Annotated in this window: 15 protein-coding genes; 9 read left to right on the plus strand and 6 right to left on the minus strand. The window is 36.2% G+C overall.

Features of this window, described 5'->3' with window-relative positions:
- The first annotated feature begins 2 nt into the window (after positions 1-2).
- Positions 3-1,061 (plus strand): hypothetical protein, encoded by a 1,059-nt coding sequence (locus H0S70_RS00855; protein WP_188321352.1) that lies wholly within the window; start codon positions 3-5, stop codon positions 1,059-1,061.
- Here the strand turns inward: H0S70_RS00855 and H0S70_RS00860 are convergent.
- Both H0S70_RS00860 and H0S70_RS00865 read right to left on the minus strand, forming a co-directional pair.
- Positions 1,058-2,536, minus strand: a complete 1,479-nt coding sequence (locus tag H0S70_RS00860) for a lipopolysaccharide biosynthesis protein (RefSeq protein ID WP_188321353.1) — start codon at positions 2,534-2,536, stop codon at positions 1,058-1,060. The two genes, H0S70_RS00855 and H0S70_RS00860, sit on opposite strands and share 4 nt — an antisense overlap.
- Positions 2,533-3,345: an FkbM family methyltransferase gene (locus tag H0S70_RS00865; protein WP_188321354.1), complete on the minus strand. Its 813-nt coding sequence runs from the start codon at positions 3,343-3,345 to the stop codon at positions 2,533-2,535. Before H0S70_RS00865 ends, H0S70_RS00860 begins: the two co-directional genes overlap by 4 nt.
- A 126-nt stretch (positions 3,346-3,471) precedes the next feature.
- On the opposite strand from H0S70_RS00865, the gene H0S70_RS00870 reads away from it, so the two are divergent.
- Positions 3,472-5,097, plus strand: a complete 1,626-nt coding sequence (locus tag H0S70_RS00870; RefSeq protein ID WP_188321355.1) for an alpha-amylase family glycosyl hydrolase — start codon at positions 3,472-3,474, stop codon at positions 5,095-5,097.
- Between the two features lies 1 nt (position 5,098).
- On the plus strand, positions 5,099-5,614 hold the full coding sequence (locus H0S70_RS00875) for a TlpA family protein disulfide reductase (protein ID WP_188321356.1): 516 nt from the start codon (positions 5,099-5,101) through the stop codon (positions 5,612-5,614).
- Positions 5,615-5,633: 19 nt separating this feature from the next.
- On the opposite strand, the gene H0S70_RS00880 is transcribed toward H0S70_RS00875, so the two are convergent.
- On the minus strand, positions 5,634-6,299 hold the full coding sequence (locus H0S70_RS00880) for a DUF2461 domain-containing protein (RefSeq protein WP_188321357.1): 666 nt from the start codon (positions 6,297-6,299) through the stop codon (positions 5,634-5,636).
- Positions 6,300-6,440: 141 nt separating this feature from the next.
- On the opposite strand from H0S70_RS00880, the gene H0S70_RS00885 reads away from it, so the two are divergent.
- The 6 genes from H0S70_RS00885 to H0S70_RS00910 all read left to right on the plus strand — a co-directional run bounded on the left by H0S70_RS00885 (position 6,441) and on the right by H0S70_RS00910 (position 13,057).
- Positions 6,441-8,147, plus strand: coding sequence for a DEAD/DEAH box helicase (locus tag H0S70_RS00885; RefSeq protein WP_188321358.1), 1,707 nt, complete (start codon positions 6,441-6,443; stop codon positions 8,145-8,147).
- 164 nt (positions 8,148-8,311) lie between these two features.
- Positions 8,312-8,950 carry a DUF47 domain-containing protein gene (locus H0S70_RS00890; RefSeq protein ID WP_188321359.1) on the plus strand — a complete coding sequence of 213 codons (639 nt, stop codon included), beginning with the start codon at positions 8,312-8,314 and terminating at the stop codon, positions 8,948-8,950.
- Positions 8,951-8,978: 28 nt separating this feature from the next.
- The gene (locus H0S70_RS00895; protein WP_188321360.1) at positions 8,979-10,121 is read left to right on the plus strand and encodes an inorganic phosphate transporter; all 1,143 of its coding nucleotides are present in this window, start codon (positions 8,979-8,981) and stop codon (positions 10,119-10,121) included.
- 116 nt (positions 10,122-10,237) lie between these two features.
- Complete coding sequence (locus H0S70_RS00900; protein ID WP_188321361.1) at positions 10,238-11,209, plus strand: polyprenyl synthetase family protein; 972 nt, start codon at positions 10,238-10,240, stop codon at positions 11,207-11,209.
- A 25-nt stretch (positions 11,210-11,234) separates the two neighbouring features.
- On the plus strand, positions 11,235-12,185 hold the full coding sequence (locus H0S70_RS00905; protein WP_123248205.1) for a GSCFA domain-containing protein: 951 nt from the start codon (positions 11,235-11,237) through the stop codon (positions 12,183-12,185).
- Between the two features lie 107 nt (positions 12,186-12,292).
- A complete protein-coding gene (locus H0S70_RS00910) occupies positions 12,293-13,057 on the plus strand; it encodes a TatD family hydrolase (protein ID WP_188321362.1) in 765 nt (254 codons plus the stop codon).
- Between the two features lie 67 nt (positions 13,058-13,124).
- Here the strand turns inward: H0S70_RS00910 and H0S70_RS00915 are convergent, their stop codons facing one another.
- The 3 genes from H0S70_RS00915 to obgE form a co-directional block, all read right to left on the minus strand.
- The gene (locus H0S70_RS00915) at positions 13,125-14,378 is read right to left on the minus strand and encodes a DEAD/DEAH box helicase (RefSeq protein WP_188321363.1); all 1,254 of its coding nucleotides are present in this window, start codon (positions 14,376-14,378) and stop codon (positions 13,125-13,127) included.
- 219 nt (positions 14,379-14,597) lie between these two features.
- The gene (locus H0S70_RS00920; protein WP_188321364.1) at positions 14,598-15,083 is read right to left on the minus strand and encodes a DUF6438 domain-containing protein; all 486 of its coding nucleotides are present in this window, start codon (positions 15,081-15,083) and stop codon (positions 14,598-14,600) included.
- Positions 15,084-15,172: 89 nt separating this feature from the next.
- A complete protein-coding gene (obgE, locus tag H0S70_RS00925) occupies positions 15,173-16,156 on the minus strand; it encodes a GTPase ObgE (RefSeq protein WP_031503468.1) in 984 nt (327 codons plus the stop codon).
- Positions 16,157-16,184: the final 28 nt, after the last annotated feature.

The raw sequence follows: 16,184 nt of genomic DNA on the forward strand, positions 1-16,184 counted from the left end.
TTTTGAAGAAAATCGCCTATATCGAACTCGACACGCATGCGGAAATAGCTGCGAATTTTATGGGATTAATGAATGATTCCCGCGAGTTTTCTGTGGATTATTATTTCAGTGAAAAAATCCTCAAAACTTTAGGTTTAAATGAAACTGAAAATATAAAAAAAACAAGTCCAGAAGCGCTTTTTTGTCAATTGTCAACCAACGATTATCAACTTATTATCATCGGAACTGTTCACCGATATTTTAATTTATTCAATGAAATTTCCCGAAAATTCAATACTTCTGTAATTGTTCATAATCTGAATTTTACAAGCATTTCAAGGTTTCAACTTTTTAAGAATGTTTTTAAAAACGATACAAAATACCGTTTGAAACTGTTAATGAAAGAAGGTTTGCTTTCAGCGACTGAAGTTTATAAAAACGCGAAAAATCTTTTGGTTTTGGATGAAAGTTTAGTTCAGAAAAATTCGGATTTTACTTTGAAATTTCTTCCTGTTTTCTTTAAAAACGAATATTCCCCAAACAGAAAATCAATCGTCACCATTGTAATTCCGGGAACGGTTTCTCAATCGCGGCGTGACTATCTTCATCTTTTAGAAAGCATTAAATCTTTTAAAAGGAAAATTCATTTTCGGTTCGTTTTTTTAGGAAAAGCTGATGGAAAGGAACTTTCCTGGCTTAAGGAATTTGAGAGAAATAAACCAGAAAATATTTCTATTCACTATTTCACGGAGAAAGTTCCTCAACAAATTTTCGATGAATGGATGCAGAAAGCCGATATTTTATGGTGTCCGATTCAGAGGGAAACTGAATTTTTCAGCCAGACAGAATTTTACGGAGTCACTAAAATGAGCGGTAATGTAGGCGATGCCATTAAATACGGAAAGTCTGCGATTTTTCCGGAGAATTTTCCTAATTCGCATCCGTTCATCATTCGAGAAACTGCAACTATTGAAGAACAGATTTTAGTTTTGCAACAAGGTAAAATTTATGATTTCGAAAATCATTTCGCTAAGGAAAAAGTTCTGAAATCTTTAGAAAAAACGCTCGTAGAACTTCTTTAAAATTTAAAGAGACTTTTCAGGAAATTACGGTTGATGTATTCCTCAAGTGGGAAAATTTTCAGGAAATAATTCCCTACAAAAAACATCAGAAGAACGACTCCGGGTTTATAGAATAAATTTAAGAAACTGCTTTTGAATTCCGGCATAATTACCGCTACAGTAATTCCCAAAGTACCTATTATCAAGGCATACATCATTTCGATCGTCAATGGGAAAACTCCAAATTTAATGTAATTGAAGACGATTTTTGCGATGTTGAAAAGCGTAAGGGAAATTGCCGTCGCAATCGCTATACCGAAAAGTTCAAGATTGGTGTTTTTAAGAAAATAAATATTCAGCAAAACCGTGGTCACCGCCAAAAAAAGCATCACTACGATATTAAAACGGTAATATTTCGAAAGCGAAATAATATGTCCGTTAAATCCGGTCGCCAAATCGAAAAGCATTGCAAAACCGAGTACCCAAATTACAGGTTCCGATTGTCTCAAAAGCTCACCGTTCTTGATGAAATGCGTCAAATACGGAAAACCGACCAACACGCACGAAAGCAAAACCAAACCGAGGAAAAATAAAATGAGCGATGATTTTTTGTGCAAACGATCGAGTTCTTCGTAATCATTTTCAGCGAGGTGTTTATTGATAATCGGCGCGGAAATGCTGTACAATCCCATTGCTGGAACCGTGATTAGCGAAATGATGGAGTAGAGCGTGTTGTACACTCCGTTTGGCTCGAAACCTAGGAATTCACCGATCATCACACTGTCGATTCTCACCGCGATAAAATTCCCGATATTTCCCAAAAATCCGTAGAAACTATAGTTCAGCACTTCTTTCCAAAGGTTGTCTTTTTTAATATACTCGGTGGAAAAATCAGGTTTCAGCTTTTCGAGTCGATTGGTGTAATAAATATAACCGAAAAGCCCTAAAATAAACATTCCGATAAAGAAAAGATATGCTGCTTTTTCAGGAAAACCAATAAAAAAGAAAAGGCAAAATGCACCTAAATTGGCAATTTTCGGTATTAAATTTTCAAAAATATTTGGAACGACGATTCGCTTGAAATTTGAAAGATATTTGTTGAAAACCGCACTGAAAGCAAGTACGAGAATCAGCGGTAAAATCAGGCGTTTCATTTGCCACATCTCCGTTTCTTGAAGTTTTGGGAACAGCAGATTCACGGCGAAATATCCGATGAGAAAAATGATGAAATTCAGCAAAATTCCCAATAAAGAAAGCGAAAGAAAATTTTGATGTTTTCCGTCTTGATGCGTTTGGTTGAAAAATTTAACATTTGAAAAAGATAATCCGAAAACCACTACCGGAAGCAGCATTTCGGCTGTAGGAAGTACATAGCGGAGCTTTCCGTAAAACTCCATGTCGTGCGGAAACACGAAAATTGCCGAAAATGTTCCGAGCAAAAATCCGAGATATCCAACAACGGAATATTTAAAACTCTGTCGCGCAACTACACTCATATTTTTTCGGTTTTATGGGATTTAGGAATGAAAATCATGTTGTTGATATACGCTTGTTTCGTCCCAACTTTGCCGTCAGTATTTTCGGAAATCATTTTTTCATCGAGTTTTTCTAAATCAAATGTTTTTCGATTTAAGAAGAAAGTTTGGTATCCCCAATTTTCAATTTCGGAAATCAGTTGATGAAGCGGTTCGGAGTGGTGTCTTTGTTCCATTTCCACCATCATTGTTGGATGAAATTTTTTGATTACGGCTTTTGCACCGTGCAAAGTTTGCATTTCGTTCCCTTCAACATCAATTTTAATGAAATCAATTTTTTTTAATTTTTCCTGCTCAGCCCAATCGTCCAGTTTCATTACTTTCACTTGTTGCAAGACATATTTGGTTTCATCGATTTCTCGGTAATCCAATTGTAAAGTTCCGCGGGTATTATATTTTTTTCCTTTAATAATGGGGACTTTAAATGTTGCGATTTCATTTTTATCGGAAAGAGCTAAAGGAAAAATATTGGTCTTTGGGAAAATCCGCTTTAACCGGGAAAATAGATTTTTGTTGGGTTCAAATGCGTAAATGTTTTTAGGCGCCAATTTATTTTCAAGTTGAAAAACAAAACTTCCGGAATTGGCTCCGATGTCCAAAAAAACAGCATCAGACTTTAAATATTCCTTTATCCATAGTAATTCCGGTTCGATATTTCTCTCCGAAAAATTTTCCCGGGTGATATTTTTTAAATTTTTAAAATATCTTTTCTTGTAAAATTGGGGAGCAACAAATTGTAAATTTTCGGCAATTCTTTGGTATAAAGACATACTTTTTTCCTTTGAGGGAAACAAAGATAGAAAAATATGTTAAATAAATGTTAAAACCTTAACGTAAGATGAAATAGGTTTTCATAAAGCGTAGTAATCCTTATCTTTAACAATCAAAAAATTTTTATGAAAAAATTCTTTATCCTCGCAGGTTTTTCGGCGCTTATTTCTTGCGGTTCTGTTAATCATTCTCCAAAACAAAATTTTACTTGGGAAGGTGCGAATATGTATTTTTTGTTGACTGATCGTTTCAAAAATGGTGATGCTTCAAATGATGTAAATTTTGAACGAAAAGAAAAAGCTGCAGTTTTACGAGGCTTTGAAGGCGGAGATTTAAGAGGGATTATTCAGAAAATTGATGATAATTATTTCACCGATTTGGGAATGAATGCGATTTGGATGACTCCGCTTGTGGAGCAAATCCACGGTGCAACCGACGAAGGTACCGGCAAAACTTATGCTTTTCACGGTTATTGGGCGAAAGATTGGACCAATCTTGATCCGAATTTCGGAACAAAAGAAGAACTGAAGGAATTGGTTGAAAAAGCTCATGCAAAAGGAATTCGGGTAGTTTTGGATGCGGTGGTGAATCATACCGGACCGGTTACGGCTATTGATCCTGTTTATCCCAATTCATGGGTTCGTACTTCGCCGCAGTGCCAATATAACAATTATCAAAACACTACTGCATGTACGTTGGTTGCTAATCTTCCGGATGTTTTAACGGAATCCAATCTTCCCGTTGAACTTCCTCAAATGTTGATTGAAAAATGGAAAAAAGAAGGGAAATATGAAGCGGAAATGAAATCTTTGAATGATTTTTTCGCAAGAACCGGTTATCCGAAAGCGCCAAAATATTATATTATGAAATGGCTTGCTGATTATGTTGAAGAATTTGGAATTGATGGTTATCGTGTGGATACAGTGAAACATACGAATGAAGATGTGTGGAAAGATTTCCAGAAAATTTGTCAGGAAGCTTTCGATATCTACAAAAGAAAAAATCCATCGAAGGTACTGGATGATAACCTGTTTTTCACCGTCGGCGAGATTTACGGTTATGGGATTTCCCAGAAACAGCTTTACGATTTTGGTGATAAAAAAGTAAACTATTACCAAAACGGTTTCAAATCTTTAATTAATTTTGATTTTAAAGGTGACGCGAATAAATCTTATGAAGAACTGTTTTCAAATTATTCAAAACTTCTGCACGGCGATCTGAACGGAAAAACCGTAATGAATTATCTGACTTCTCATGACGACGGTTCTCCTTTTGATAAAGAAAGAAAGAGAACTTTTGAGGCTGGAACCAAACTTTTGCTCGCGCCAGGAATTTCACAAGTTTATTACGGCGACGAATCTGCGCGCGATTTAACGATTGAAGGCGCAACAGGCGATGCAACGCTTCGCAGCAATATGAATTGGACTGATCTTCAAAATAATACTGAAAGTCAAAAATTATTGCAACATTACCAAAAATTAGGAAAATTTCGAGCAAATCATCCTGCGGTTGGAGCGGGCGTTCATCAAATGATTTCAGCAAGTCCGTATTGGTTTACAAGGGTTTATAATGATGATAAAGTTTTGATTGGTTTAAATTTAAATTCCGGAACCCAAGAAATTTCGGTTGAAGGCATTTTTGAAAATGGAACAAAATTACGAGACGCTTATTCCGGGCAAATGACGAAAGTTGAAAATGGAAAAGCAACGATTAATACTGAGTTTTCAGTAGTTTTGTTTGAAAAAAATTAATATGAAAAAGTTACTATTTTTAGGTTTAATATTATTCGGGTTCAATGCATTTTCGCAAAAAGTTCCGGATGTTTTAAAAACCGAGTTTTCGAAAGAAGCACTGGCTCAGAAAATCGTCACCGCTTCCGGGAAGAAAGTGAGCATTAATGATGTTTTGGAACAACATAAAGGCAAAATTTTAATCATTGATTTCTGGGCAAGCTGGTGTCGTGATTGTATTCTTGCGTTGCCTTCTACAAAGGAGTTGAAAGAAAATAATCCTGAAATAGAATTTGTGTATTTCTCGCTCGACAGATCCCATGAACAATGGAAAAAAGGACTAGAAAAGTATAATATTGTCGATCAGGAAAATTACTGGTTTGATGAAGGTTGGAAAAATAATTTCAACAATTATATCGACCTGAATTGGGTTCCGAGATTTATGGTAATCGATCAAAAAGGGACGATTGCTAATTACTATTCCATCAATCCAAAAGATCCGGAACTTCAGAAAATATTAAATTCTTTAAAAAATTAAAGGATTTTTACGTTAAATATTACAAAAACGGCGCACTCAGAAAATCATTGAGTGGTTTCATTGATTGGAAAATCTTGGTCATGTTTTTCGTGGCATTTTCGCCCATCAAAGCGTCATCAGAAATCGGATGAACGACAATTAAGTTTTTTAATTTTAAGAATTCTGCCATAGGATCGTCTTTGTCGAAACCATTGGGAACTCTTTGCAACTTGGCTTCCACGCTCAATCCGCGGAAATTATTACGGAAATCGTCTTGTTGTAGAATTTCTTGAAATTCTTTGGCATTCATCGAAATTTCTTTGCGGATTTCTTTTAAAACAGAAGGTTCCGGCTGGTAAACTCCTCCGGCGAGAAAAGATTTTCCGGGTTCGATATGCAAGTAATATCCGGAAATTTTATTGCCTTTTCCCATTCCCAGACCTGCACCGAAGTTGGTTTTATAGGGCGATTTATCTTTAGAAAAACGCACATCACGATAAATGCGATAGAGCGATTTCTTGGCATCAATTTTCATGATTTCTTCATCAAAAGCTCCAATTTTTTCAATTAAATTTTCTACCATATTCAAGACATTTTGTTGAGCTGCGATATATTGGTCTTTATTTTCTGTAAACCATTCGCGATTATTGTTTTTTGAAAGATTTTTAAGAAAATGGAGTGTTGAAGCTTCTATTTTAGAGGACATATTGCTTAGATTTAAGTCCAAATTTACTGAAAAATTGGAGTTGTACGGTAATTATTGTATTCTTTAAGATAAATTTAATAAAACAATGTAATTTTTATCAATTCAAAAAAACGTATATTTGCAAAATATTTAATATACTTAATGAATTTATTTACAGAAACCAGCCTAAGTCCAGAAATTCTAAAGGCAGTTGGTGAATTAGGGTTTACAAGCCCAACAGAAATCCAAAAACAGACCATTCCTTTTATCTCTACAGATATACGCGACATGATCGCACTAGCGCAGACAGGGACGGGCAAAACAGCAGCATTTTCGCTTCCGATTTTGGATATGATTGACGAGGGTAGTCGCAAAATCCAATTTTTGGTGCTTTGTCCGACAAGAGAGCTGTGTCTTCAGATTACGAAAGACATTAAAAATTATTCCAAATATTTGCCAAACATCAAAACTACAGCGGTTTATGGTGGTAGCAGTATTATGGATCAAATCCGATCGCTTCGTGATAAACCACAAATTATTGTGGGAACTCCGGGTCGTGTGATCGATTTAATTAACAGAAAAGCATTGGATTTCTCGGAAATTCAGTGGCTGGTTTTAGATGAAGCTGATGAAATGCTTTCAATGGGTTTCAAAGATGATTTGGAAACTATTTTGAAAGAAACTCCGGAAACGAAACAAACTTATTTATTCTCAGCAACGATGAATAAAGAGGTGGAAAGAATTTCCAAGAATTATTTAACTTCTCCTCACCGTATTTCCGTAGGATCGATCAATGAGGTGAAGAAAAACATCAAGCATGAATTTTATGTGGTAGGTTACCGTCATAAAAAAGAAGCTTTGAAAAGATTGATTGACGCTAATCCGAATCAATATTCGATTATTTTCTGCCGTACCCGTATGGAGACCCAGGAAGTAGCAGACTTTTTAATGCAAAACGGTTATGCTGCAGATGCACTTCACGGCGATTTATCGCAAGCACAGCGAGACACCGTAATGAAAAAATTCCGACTCAAAAATATTGATATCTTGGTGGCGACAGATGTGGCTGCACGTGGGTTGGATGTAAATTCATTGACGCATGTTATTCATTATTCCTTGCCGGATGATCCGGAAGTTTTCGTTCACAGAAGTGGTAGAACGGGTAGAGCAGGGAAGGACGGAATATCAATGGCTTTGATTAAACCTGAAGAATCCAGAAAATTAAAGCAGATAAAATCTTCTACAAAAATTGATATCGTTGAGAAAAAAATTCCAACCGGAGAAGCGATTATCAAAGCTCAGGTAGGTGGTGTTTTCGAGAAATTATTCACGGAACATGAGGAGTTTTTTACTTTTGATGATGCTTTAATCCCAGATTTATCGGAATTTTCTAAAGAAGAATTGGTTCACAAATTATTGCAATTGCAATTGAGAGACTTAGCCATGTTCTACAAAGACAAGAACGATTTGGCAGATCAAAAATTCAATAGTGACGACCGCGGCGAAAGAGGTGGAAGAGATCGTGACAGAGGAAGAGACAGAGATCGTGGAAGAGACAGAGGCGATCGAAGAGATAACTACCGAGATGGTGGAAGAGACCGCGACAGAAAGCCAAGAAAAAACAATGGCGATATGGTGAGATTTTTCTTTAATCTTGGTAAAAAAGACCAATTGAAAAAGATGGATATGTTGGAAATTATCAACAAATCCACCGCGAAATCTAAGAAAAGACCAGATATCGGAGACATCGAAATTCTTGAAAAATTCTCATTTTTTGAAGTAGAAAAATCTTTTAAGGATGAAGTTTTGAAAGGTTTGCAAACCCAGAAATTCAAAGGGAAAGAAATGAGAGCCGAAGTGGCGAACTAATTTCCGCTGAAATTGATAAACTAAGCAGTTCTGTACGAAAACAGAGCTGCTTTTTTTGTAATTTGTGGAAAGAAAATCATTAATGTTAATAAAACTTAATATTAAAATCGTGCAGTTAAAACGCTTTTTCGGAAATTTGCACCACTAATTTTAAATGATAAACAATGGGAATCGGAAATATCTTTAAAGCATTCCAACCAAAAGACAAAGTGTTTTTTGTACTCTTCGAAAAAGTAGCTGCAACGCTTACCCAAATGTCCAAAGAGTTTCATGAAGGATTGATGGATTTTGACATCAATGATGATACGATGCTAAAAAATATGAGCGATTACGAGCATAAATTGGACGATCTCACTCATGAGATTTTTGTGCAATTAGGAGAAAATTTTATCACTCCTTTTGATAGGGAAGATATCAGCCATTTAGCAAGCGGGTTGGACGATATTGCGGATTATATGTATGCTTCTGCAAAATATATTTATTTATATAAAACTCCTCTAGATCCTGCATACACAGAGTTTTCATTGTTGATTTATAAGTCTTGCGTGGAAATTCAAACAGCGATGAATAACCTTAAAGATTTTAAGAATCCGAAAGGTGTTAAAGAATCTTGTATCAAAATCAATTCTTACGAAAATATTGCTGATGATGTTTTAAGCCAGGCAATCGTAAAGCTTTTTGAAACGAACGATGCGATTAACGTGATCAAAATAAAATCCGTTCTGGAATATCTTGAAATCGTAACCGATAAGGCTGAAGATGTAGCAAACACCATGGACAGTATCGTGATTAAATATGCGTAACCAGATCCTTTAACATTAAAAATAAAGAATGGATTTACCAATATTATTAATTGTAATCATCGTTTTAGCATTAATTTTTGATTATATCAACGGATTTCATGATGCAGCCAATTCCATTGCGACCATTGTTTCCACCAAAGTTTTAACGCCTTTTCAAGCAGTATTATGGGCAGCAGTGTGGAATTTTGCGGCTTTCTTTGTGGCGATGTACATCATCGGCGAATTTAAGATCGGAAACACAATTGCCAAATCAGTCAACGAAGATTACATCAATCTTGAAGTTATTTTTGCTGGGTTAATCGCCGCAATCGCCTGGAATTTACTCACTTGGTGGTTCGGAATTCCATCATCATCTTCACACACATTAATCGGTGGATTTTTGGGTGCAGCATTGATGTATGCTTTAGTTTCAGATTATAATGCAGTAGCTTTGGCTCAGCCGGATCTTTCTTTTTTTGATACCGCATCGCTTGCCTTTAAGCAGTTATTTAGCCAAAATGTGGTGAAATATGATAAAGTTATTCCAATTATCCTTTTCATCTTCCTCGCTCCAATTATTGGATCTATTATTTCTATTATCATCACTTTGATTATTGTAAATATTGCCAAAAAAACAAATCCCCGAAAAGCGGATAATATTTTCAAAAAATTGCAGTTGGTTTCCTCCGCATTGTTCAGTTTGGGACATGGAACCAATGATGCGCAAAAAGTAATGGGAATTATCGGTGCAGCCGTGATTTATTATCATGTTCAAATGCTGCAGGATCCTGTTTACCTAGCCATGGATGGATCGCATCAGTTTACTTATTTCGTAGAGCATTACTATTGGGTGCCCATCACCTCGTTCCTTATGATTGCCCTCGGAACCATGAGTGGCGGCTGGAAAATTGTGAAAACAATGGGAACTAGAATCACCAAAGTTACTCCACTTGAAGGTGTTGCAGCTGAAACAGCAGGTGCTGTCACTCTTTTCTTAACCGAACATTTCGGGATTCCGGTTTCTACCACACATACCATCACCGGTGCGATTATCGGGGTAGGATTAACGAAACGGATCTCAGCAGTGCGTTGGGGAATAACGGTAAGTTTGCTATGGGCATGGGTTTTAACCATTCCAATCTCCGCGATTGTTGCGGGTATTACTTACTTACTCATTGTTGCTGTCCGATAAAGTTTTTTAAACCTTAAAATATTTAAAGCCACTTTTTTTAAGAAGTGGTTTTTTTTTATCAACTATTTAGAAACAAAAAGTTTTTAAAATTGTAAATTTGTAAAAACATCATTTTTATGCAATTTTTAGATAAATATCAGGAAATCGTAGCCAAGGCTGTGGAAAAATATGTCTTTAAAGACAAACCTACAGAACTCTATGAACCTATGAATTATATAATTTCGCATGGTGGTAAAAGACTTCGCCCGATTATGGTTCTTATGGCCAATGATCTGTTTGGTGGAGATCTTCAAAAAGCTATAAAACCGGCTTTAGCGATTGAGTTTTTCCACAACTTCACACTGATTCATGATGATATTATGGATGAGGCGCCACTTCGAAGAAACCAACCAACCATTCATACCTTGCACGGTATTAATACAGGAATCCTTTCCGGTGATGCGCTTTTATTAAAAGCTTATAAGTTTTTTGAAGATCTGGAACCGGAACTGTTCAAAGCTTGTATCCGTGTTTTTACTCATACCGGACTATTGCTGTGCGAAGGACAACAATATGATATTAATTTTGAGACTTTACCAAACGTAACTTTCAACGATTATATCCGAATGATTACCTATAAAACAGGAGTTTTAAGTGCATCTTCTTTTGAAATTGGAGCGTTAATTGCCGGCGCAGATTTCAAAGATGCAAAAGCGATTTTTAATTTTGGTAAAAACGTAGGAATTGCTTTTCAAATTATGGATGATTATTTAGATGTATTCGGAAATCAGGAGCAATTTGGTAAAAAACATGCAGGCGATATTTATGAAAACAAAAAAACCGTTCTTTATCTTCTCGCAAAAGAAAATGCAACCGAGGAAGAACGAAAAGAATTGGAATATTGGTACTCCAAAAAAACCGATAATGTAGATAAAATCTACAGCGTAGAAAAGATTTTCCGCCGTACCAAAGTTGATGAAAAAACACTGCTTCTCATCCAAAAATACAACGAAATTGCTCAGGATTATTTGAATAAAATTGACGTTCCGGATGAGAAAAAGAAGCCGTTTGTCGAGTTGGCCAATTATCTTTTAAGAAGAGAATCGTAAATTCTCAAACTTTCAAATTGAAAAAATGAAATTCCGCACCGAAGTAGAAATTCCTGCTTTCCCCAAAAAAATAGAAACCCAAGACCGAATTTTTTCCATAGGATCTTGTTTCGCAACCGAAATGTCCGATCTGCTGGAAACTGCTCAAATGCAAGTTCTCAACAATCCTTTTGGAACCGTTTTTAATCCGTTTTCCATTAATCAAGCATTGAAAAAACTTCACGATGCTGAATTTTATACCGAAGAGGATTTGATCAAATACAATGATGAACTGATTTCTCTGGATCATCACAGCAGCTTCAATTCCAGGTTTGTGCATCAGATTTTAGAGAAAATCAATCACCAAATAGAACTTGGAAACCGTTTTCTTCAGACCACCAATTGGGTGATAATTACCTATGGAACTTCTTTTATTTATGAATTTTTGCCAAAGAAAAAATTGGTTGCAAATTGCCATAAAATCCCCGGAAAATTCTTTCAAAAAAGAATGTTAACCCATCTGGAAATCACCGATTCTATTTATGAAACTGTGACTACTTTGAAGGATATTTGCAAAGACGATGTACAGATTTTATTCACCGTTTCACCGGTTCGTCATACCAAAGACGGAATGGTGGAAAACAATTGGAGCAAATCCAAACTCATCACCGCCATTCACGAGATTTTGCCACAGTTTGAAAATTGCCATTATCTGCCGATTTATGAAATTTTAATGGACGATTTGCGCGATTACCGATTCTATAAAGAGGATTTGATTCATCCTAACAAACAAGCGGTGCAATACATTTGGGAGAAATTCGGTAACGCCTATTTTTCCGAAACAACAAAAGAATTTGTAGAAGAAAATTTCAAAATTGCGAAAGCATTAGCGCACAAAACTTCCGATGAAAAAAGCCCGAAACATCAGGAGTTTTTAGAAAATATTAAGGAAAAAATCGCCATTCAACAAGCTAAAGTAAAACATAAAATATTTTAAATTATTTGGGCAGCTTTTTCCGCCTTCCACTCCCGCTTTTTTGTTCCGCTTCGCTGCACAAAAAGAGCTCCGTTCAAGTCGGGCTGCGAATATGAAATATAAACAAAATGATCGATACCCATACCCATTTATACTCCGAAGAATTTGATCAAGACCGAAAAGAAACCATCGGAAGAGCTTTGAATAAAGGAGTTTCTAAGTTTTTTCTTCCGGCAATCGATTCTGAAACTCATGAAAAAATGCTGGCTTTGGAAAGCGAATTCCCTAACCAAATCTATTCCATGATGGGACTTCATCCCTGTTATGTAAAACCTGAAACTTGGGAAAACGAATTGAAACTTGTTCAAAATTACCTCAATCAAAGGTATTTTCCAGCAATTGGAGAAATTGGAATCGATTTATATTGGGACAAAACTACTTTAGATATCCAAATTAAGGCTTTCGAGCAGCAAATTGATTGGGCAATCGAAAGAGATTTACCAATTGTGATTCACACAAGAGAAAGTTTCGACGAGACTTTTGAAGTTTTAGAAAGAAAAAAACATCCGAAATTACGAGGGATTTTCCACTGTTTCTCGGGAAATCTGGAGCAAGCGAAACACGCCATCGATTTGAATTTTATTCTAGGAATTGGTGGAGTAGTCACCTTCAAAAACGGGAAAATTGATCAGTTTTTAAATGAAATTCCTTTAGAAAAAATCGTTTTAGAAACCGATTCGCCTTATCTTGCGCCAGTTCCACATCGAGGAAAAAGAAACGAAAGTGCGTATCTCGATTTGGTTGCAGGAAAATTGGTCGATATTTACGGAAAAGACTTCTCTGAAATCGACAGAATTACCACAGAAAATGCACTGCAACTTTTTAAAATTTAAACATAAAAATGCCGCGAATTAAAGAAGGTTTTTTCCTTTAATTCGCAGCTTATTTTAGTTTTTCACTTTATTTATTTCGCGAAAAATTACTTTTGTTTTTCGGTTTTTTGAAGCCGATATTTTCTTTGCTTTGTGGCTTTGGTCTTGGGGTGAATGGTTTGTTGTTCGAATCTCTTTTCTGCGGAACCAGATTGTCGGTATGAAACGGATGATCGGTTTCTACAGGGATTTTCTTGCCAATAAGTTTCTCTGTATTTTTTAAATTGACCAAATCCAATCCGTCCACAAATGATATCGATTTCCCTTCAACACCGGCTCTTCCAGTTCTTCCGATTCGGTGAACATAAGTTTCGGAGACATCAGAAAGCTCGAAATTTACGACATATTTCAGTTCATCAATATCAATTCCTCTTGCTGCGATATCGGTAGCAACCAAAATTCTGGTTTTTCCGGATTTGAAATTGGTGAGTGCGTTTTGTCTTTGGTTTTGCGATTTATTTCCGTGGATGGCTTCGGCAGAAATCTTTTGAGACTGCAATTTTCTGGCGATTTTATCAGCGCCGTGTTTGGTTCTGGAAAATACCAAAACCGAATCGGAAATATCTTGCTTAAGAATGTGGGTAAGCAAATCCAGTTTGTTGTCTTTTTCAACAAAATAAACTTTCTGCTGAATAGTATCTGCAGTTGCGGAAACCGGTGCTACTGATACTTTCACAGGATTACTAAGCATGGAATTTGCCAATGTTTTAATCTCATCCGGGAAAGTTGCCGAAAAAAACAAAGTCTGTCTTTTTTGGGGTAAAAGTTTCACAATTCTTTTTACATCGTGTACAAAACCCATGTCGAGCATTCGGTCGGCTTCGTCTAATACGAAGATTTCAAGATTTTTCAAAGAGATGATTCCTTGAGCAATAAAATCTAAAAGTCTTCCCGGTGTTGCTACCAAAATATCCACTCCTTTTTTAAGAGCGGCTTCCTGTGCGCCTTGTTTTACGCCACCGAAAACGACAAGATTTCTCATCTTCAAATGTCTTCCGTAAGCGTTGAAACTTTCTTCGATTTGAATGGCCAACTCTCTGGTTGGAGTCAGAATCAAAGCTTTGATTTGGTTATTTCGAATGTTTTTCTGAGTTAAATTTTGCAGAATTGGAATAGCAAAAGCTGCTGTTTTTCCGGTTCCTGTTTGTGCGGTTCCGAGGAGGTCTTTGCCTTCTAGAATACTTGGAATGGCTTGTTCCTGAATTGGGGTTGGTTTGGTGTAACCTTCTTCCTGTAACGCTTTAGCGATAGGATCGATGAGTTTTAAGTCGGTAAATTTCAAATGAAAAATTTTTAATTATAATAAAATGAACTGCGTCATTCTTTAAGTAATGTAACGAAGAAATGAAGTTGAAAATTTCGAAAAATTTCGGATTTCGCAGGTGGCGAATTTCATTAAGAATGACATCGTTCATAAAAAATCCTTCCGCGAAGAAGGAATTTTGTGTTGCAAATATAGTGTAAATTAATTTAGCACTAGCTTACTGTTTTTTTGTGACGATTAATTCACTTTAGTCCAATCCTGTGATTTTCTTAAATCTTCAATGAGTTGATATACTTCATCTAGTTTTTCGGTTCCGCCTTTTCCATAATCTTCTATGTGTTTTTGTGTTCCATCAGCGAAGGTGATTTTCAAATGAGAAGTTGGTAAATCGGTAACGTTTTTGTTTCCGTAATAATCCTTTAAATTTTTTAAATCCAAAGAATCTAATTTTGACAAAAGTAATTGGTAATCAGCTTCTTTAATGGTTGTTTTGAAAGTTCCTTCTTTTTCCCCAGACATATCATCTTTGGTTCTGCCTTCGGTAAAGGTAAATCGCTCTGCTTCTATCACCGCAGTTCTGTCGGGATTGATGGTAATTTTAAAAATCGGGCAAAAACCAAAACAAGCTCCTGCTTCGTATTCGATTTTGGAATATTTAGATTTGGTGGTAGTTGCACAAGATATCAGCAATGTAATTGACAATAAGATGAGTAAATATTTCATAAATTTGCTTTGTTACGTAAAAGTCAATTTTTATACCAAAAAAAAATAGACTTGAAATCTTTCAAATCTATTTTTATCTTTTAATATAACTAACCATGAAGCTTTTTCCAGATTTCATCTTTCAGTTCCATCAATCCTTCCTGTGTAACCGCAGAGAAGAAAATTGGCTGCTTATTTTCTGGGAATTTCTTGGAGATTTCAGCTTTCAGTTCTTCATCCAACATATCAGCTTTTGAAATGGAAATGATGAAATCTTTATCTAAAAGTTCAGGATTAAATTCTTTTAATTCGTTTTCCAAAATTTTAAATTCTTGGAAATAATCTTCCGCATCAGCTGGAATTAGGAACAAAAGAATTGAGTTTCTTTCAATATGTCTTAAAAATCGGTGTCCCAAACCTTTTCCTTCCGCAGCGCCTTCGATAATCCCGGGAATATCCGCCATTACGAAAGATTTGTAGTTTCGGTAATCTACAATTCCTAAATTGGGAGTAAGCGTCGTAAATGCGTAATCAGCAATTTTCGGTTTAGCTGCGGAAACTGCCGCCAAAAGCGTAGATTTTCCTGCATTCGGGAAGCCAACAAGTCCTACATCCGCCAGAAGTTTCAATTCGAAAGTAACATAACCTTCCTCTCCAGGCATTCCAGGTTGCGCGTACCGTGGAGTTTGGTTGGTAGAAGATTTGAAATGTTCGTTACCTAAACCGCCCATTCCACCTTTCATGATGATGATTTCCTGGCCGTCTTCTAAGATTTCGCCTAAGATTTCACCTTCCTCATTTCTAGCAATAGTGCCCATAGGAACTTCTATGTAAACATCTTGCCCATAAGCGCCGGTAAGCTGGTTTTTCCCTCCGTTGTGTCCTCGTTCTGCTTTGATGTGGCGGGTAAAACGAAGAGGAAGAAGCGTCCATTCATGAGCGTTTCCTTTCATAATTACGTGACCGCCGCGTCCACCGTCGCCACCGTCGGGACCGCCTTTCGGAATATATTTTTCACGGCGAAGATGCGCTGATCCGGCACCGCCATGACCACTTTTACAGTGGATTTTTACGTAATCTACGAAATTTGACATTTTTAATTCTTATATGTTCTGAAAGATG

Source organism: Chryseobacterium manosquense, assembly GCF_014623485.1.
GTDB lineage: Bacteria > Bacteroidota > Bacteroidia > Flavobacteriales > Weeksellaceae > Kaistella > Kaistella haifensis.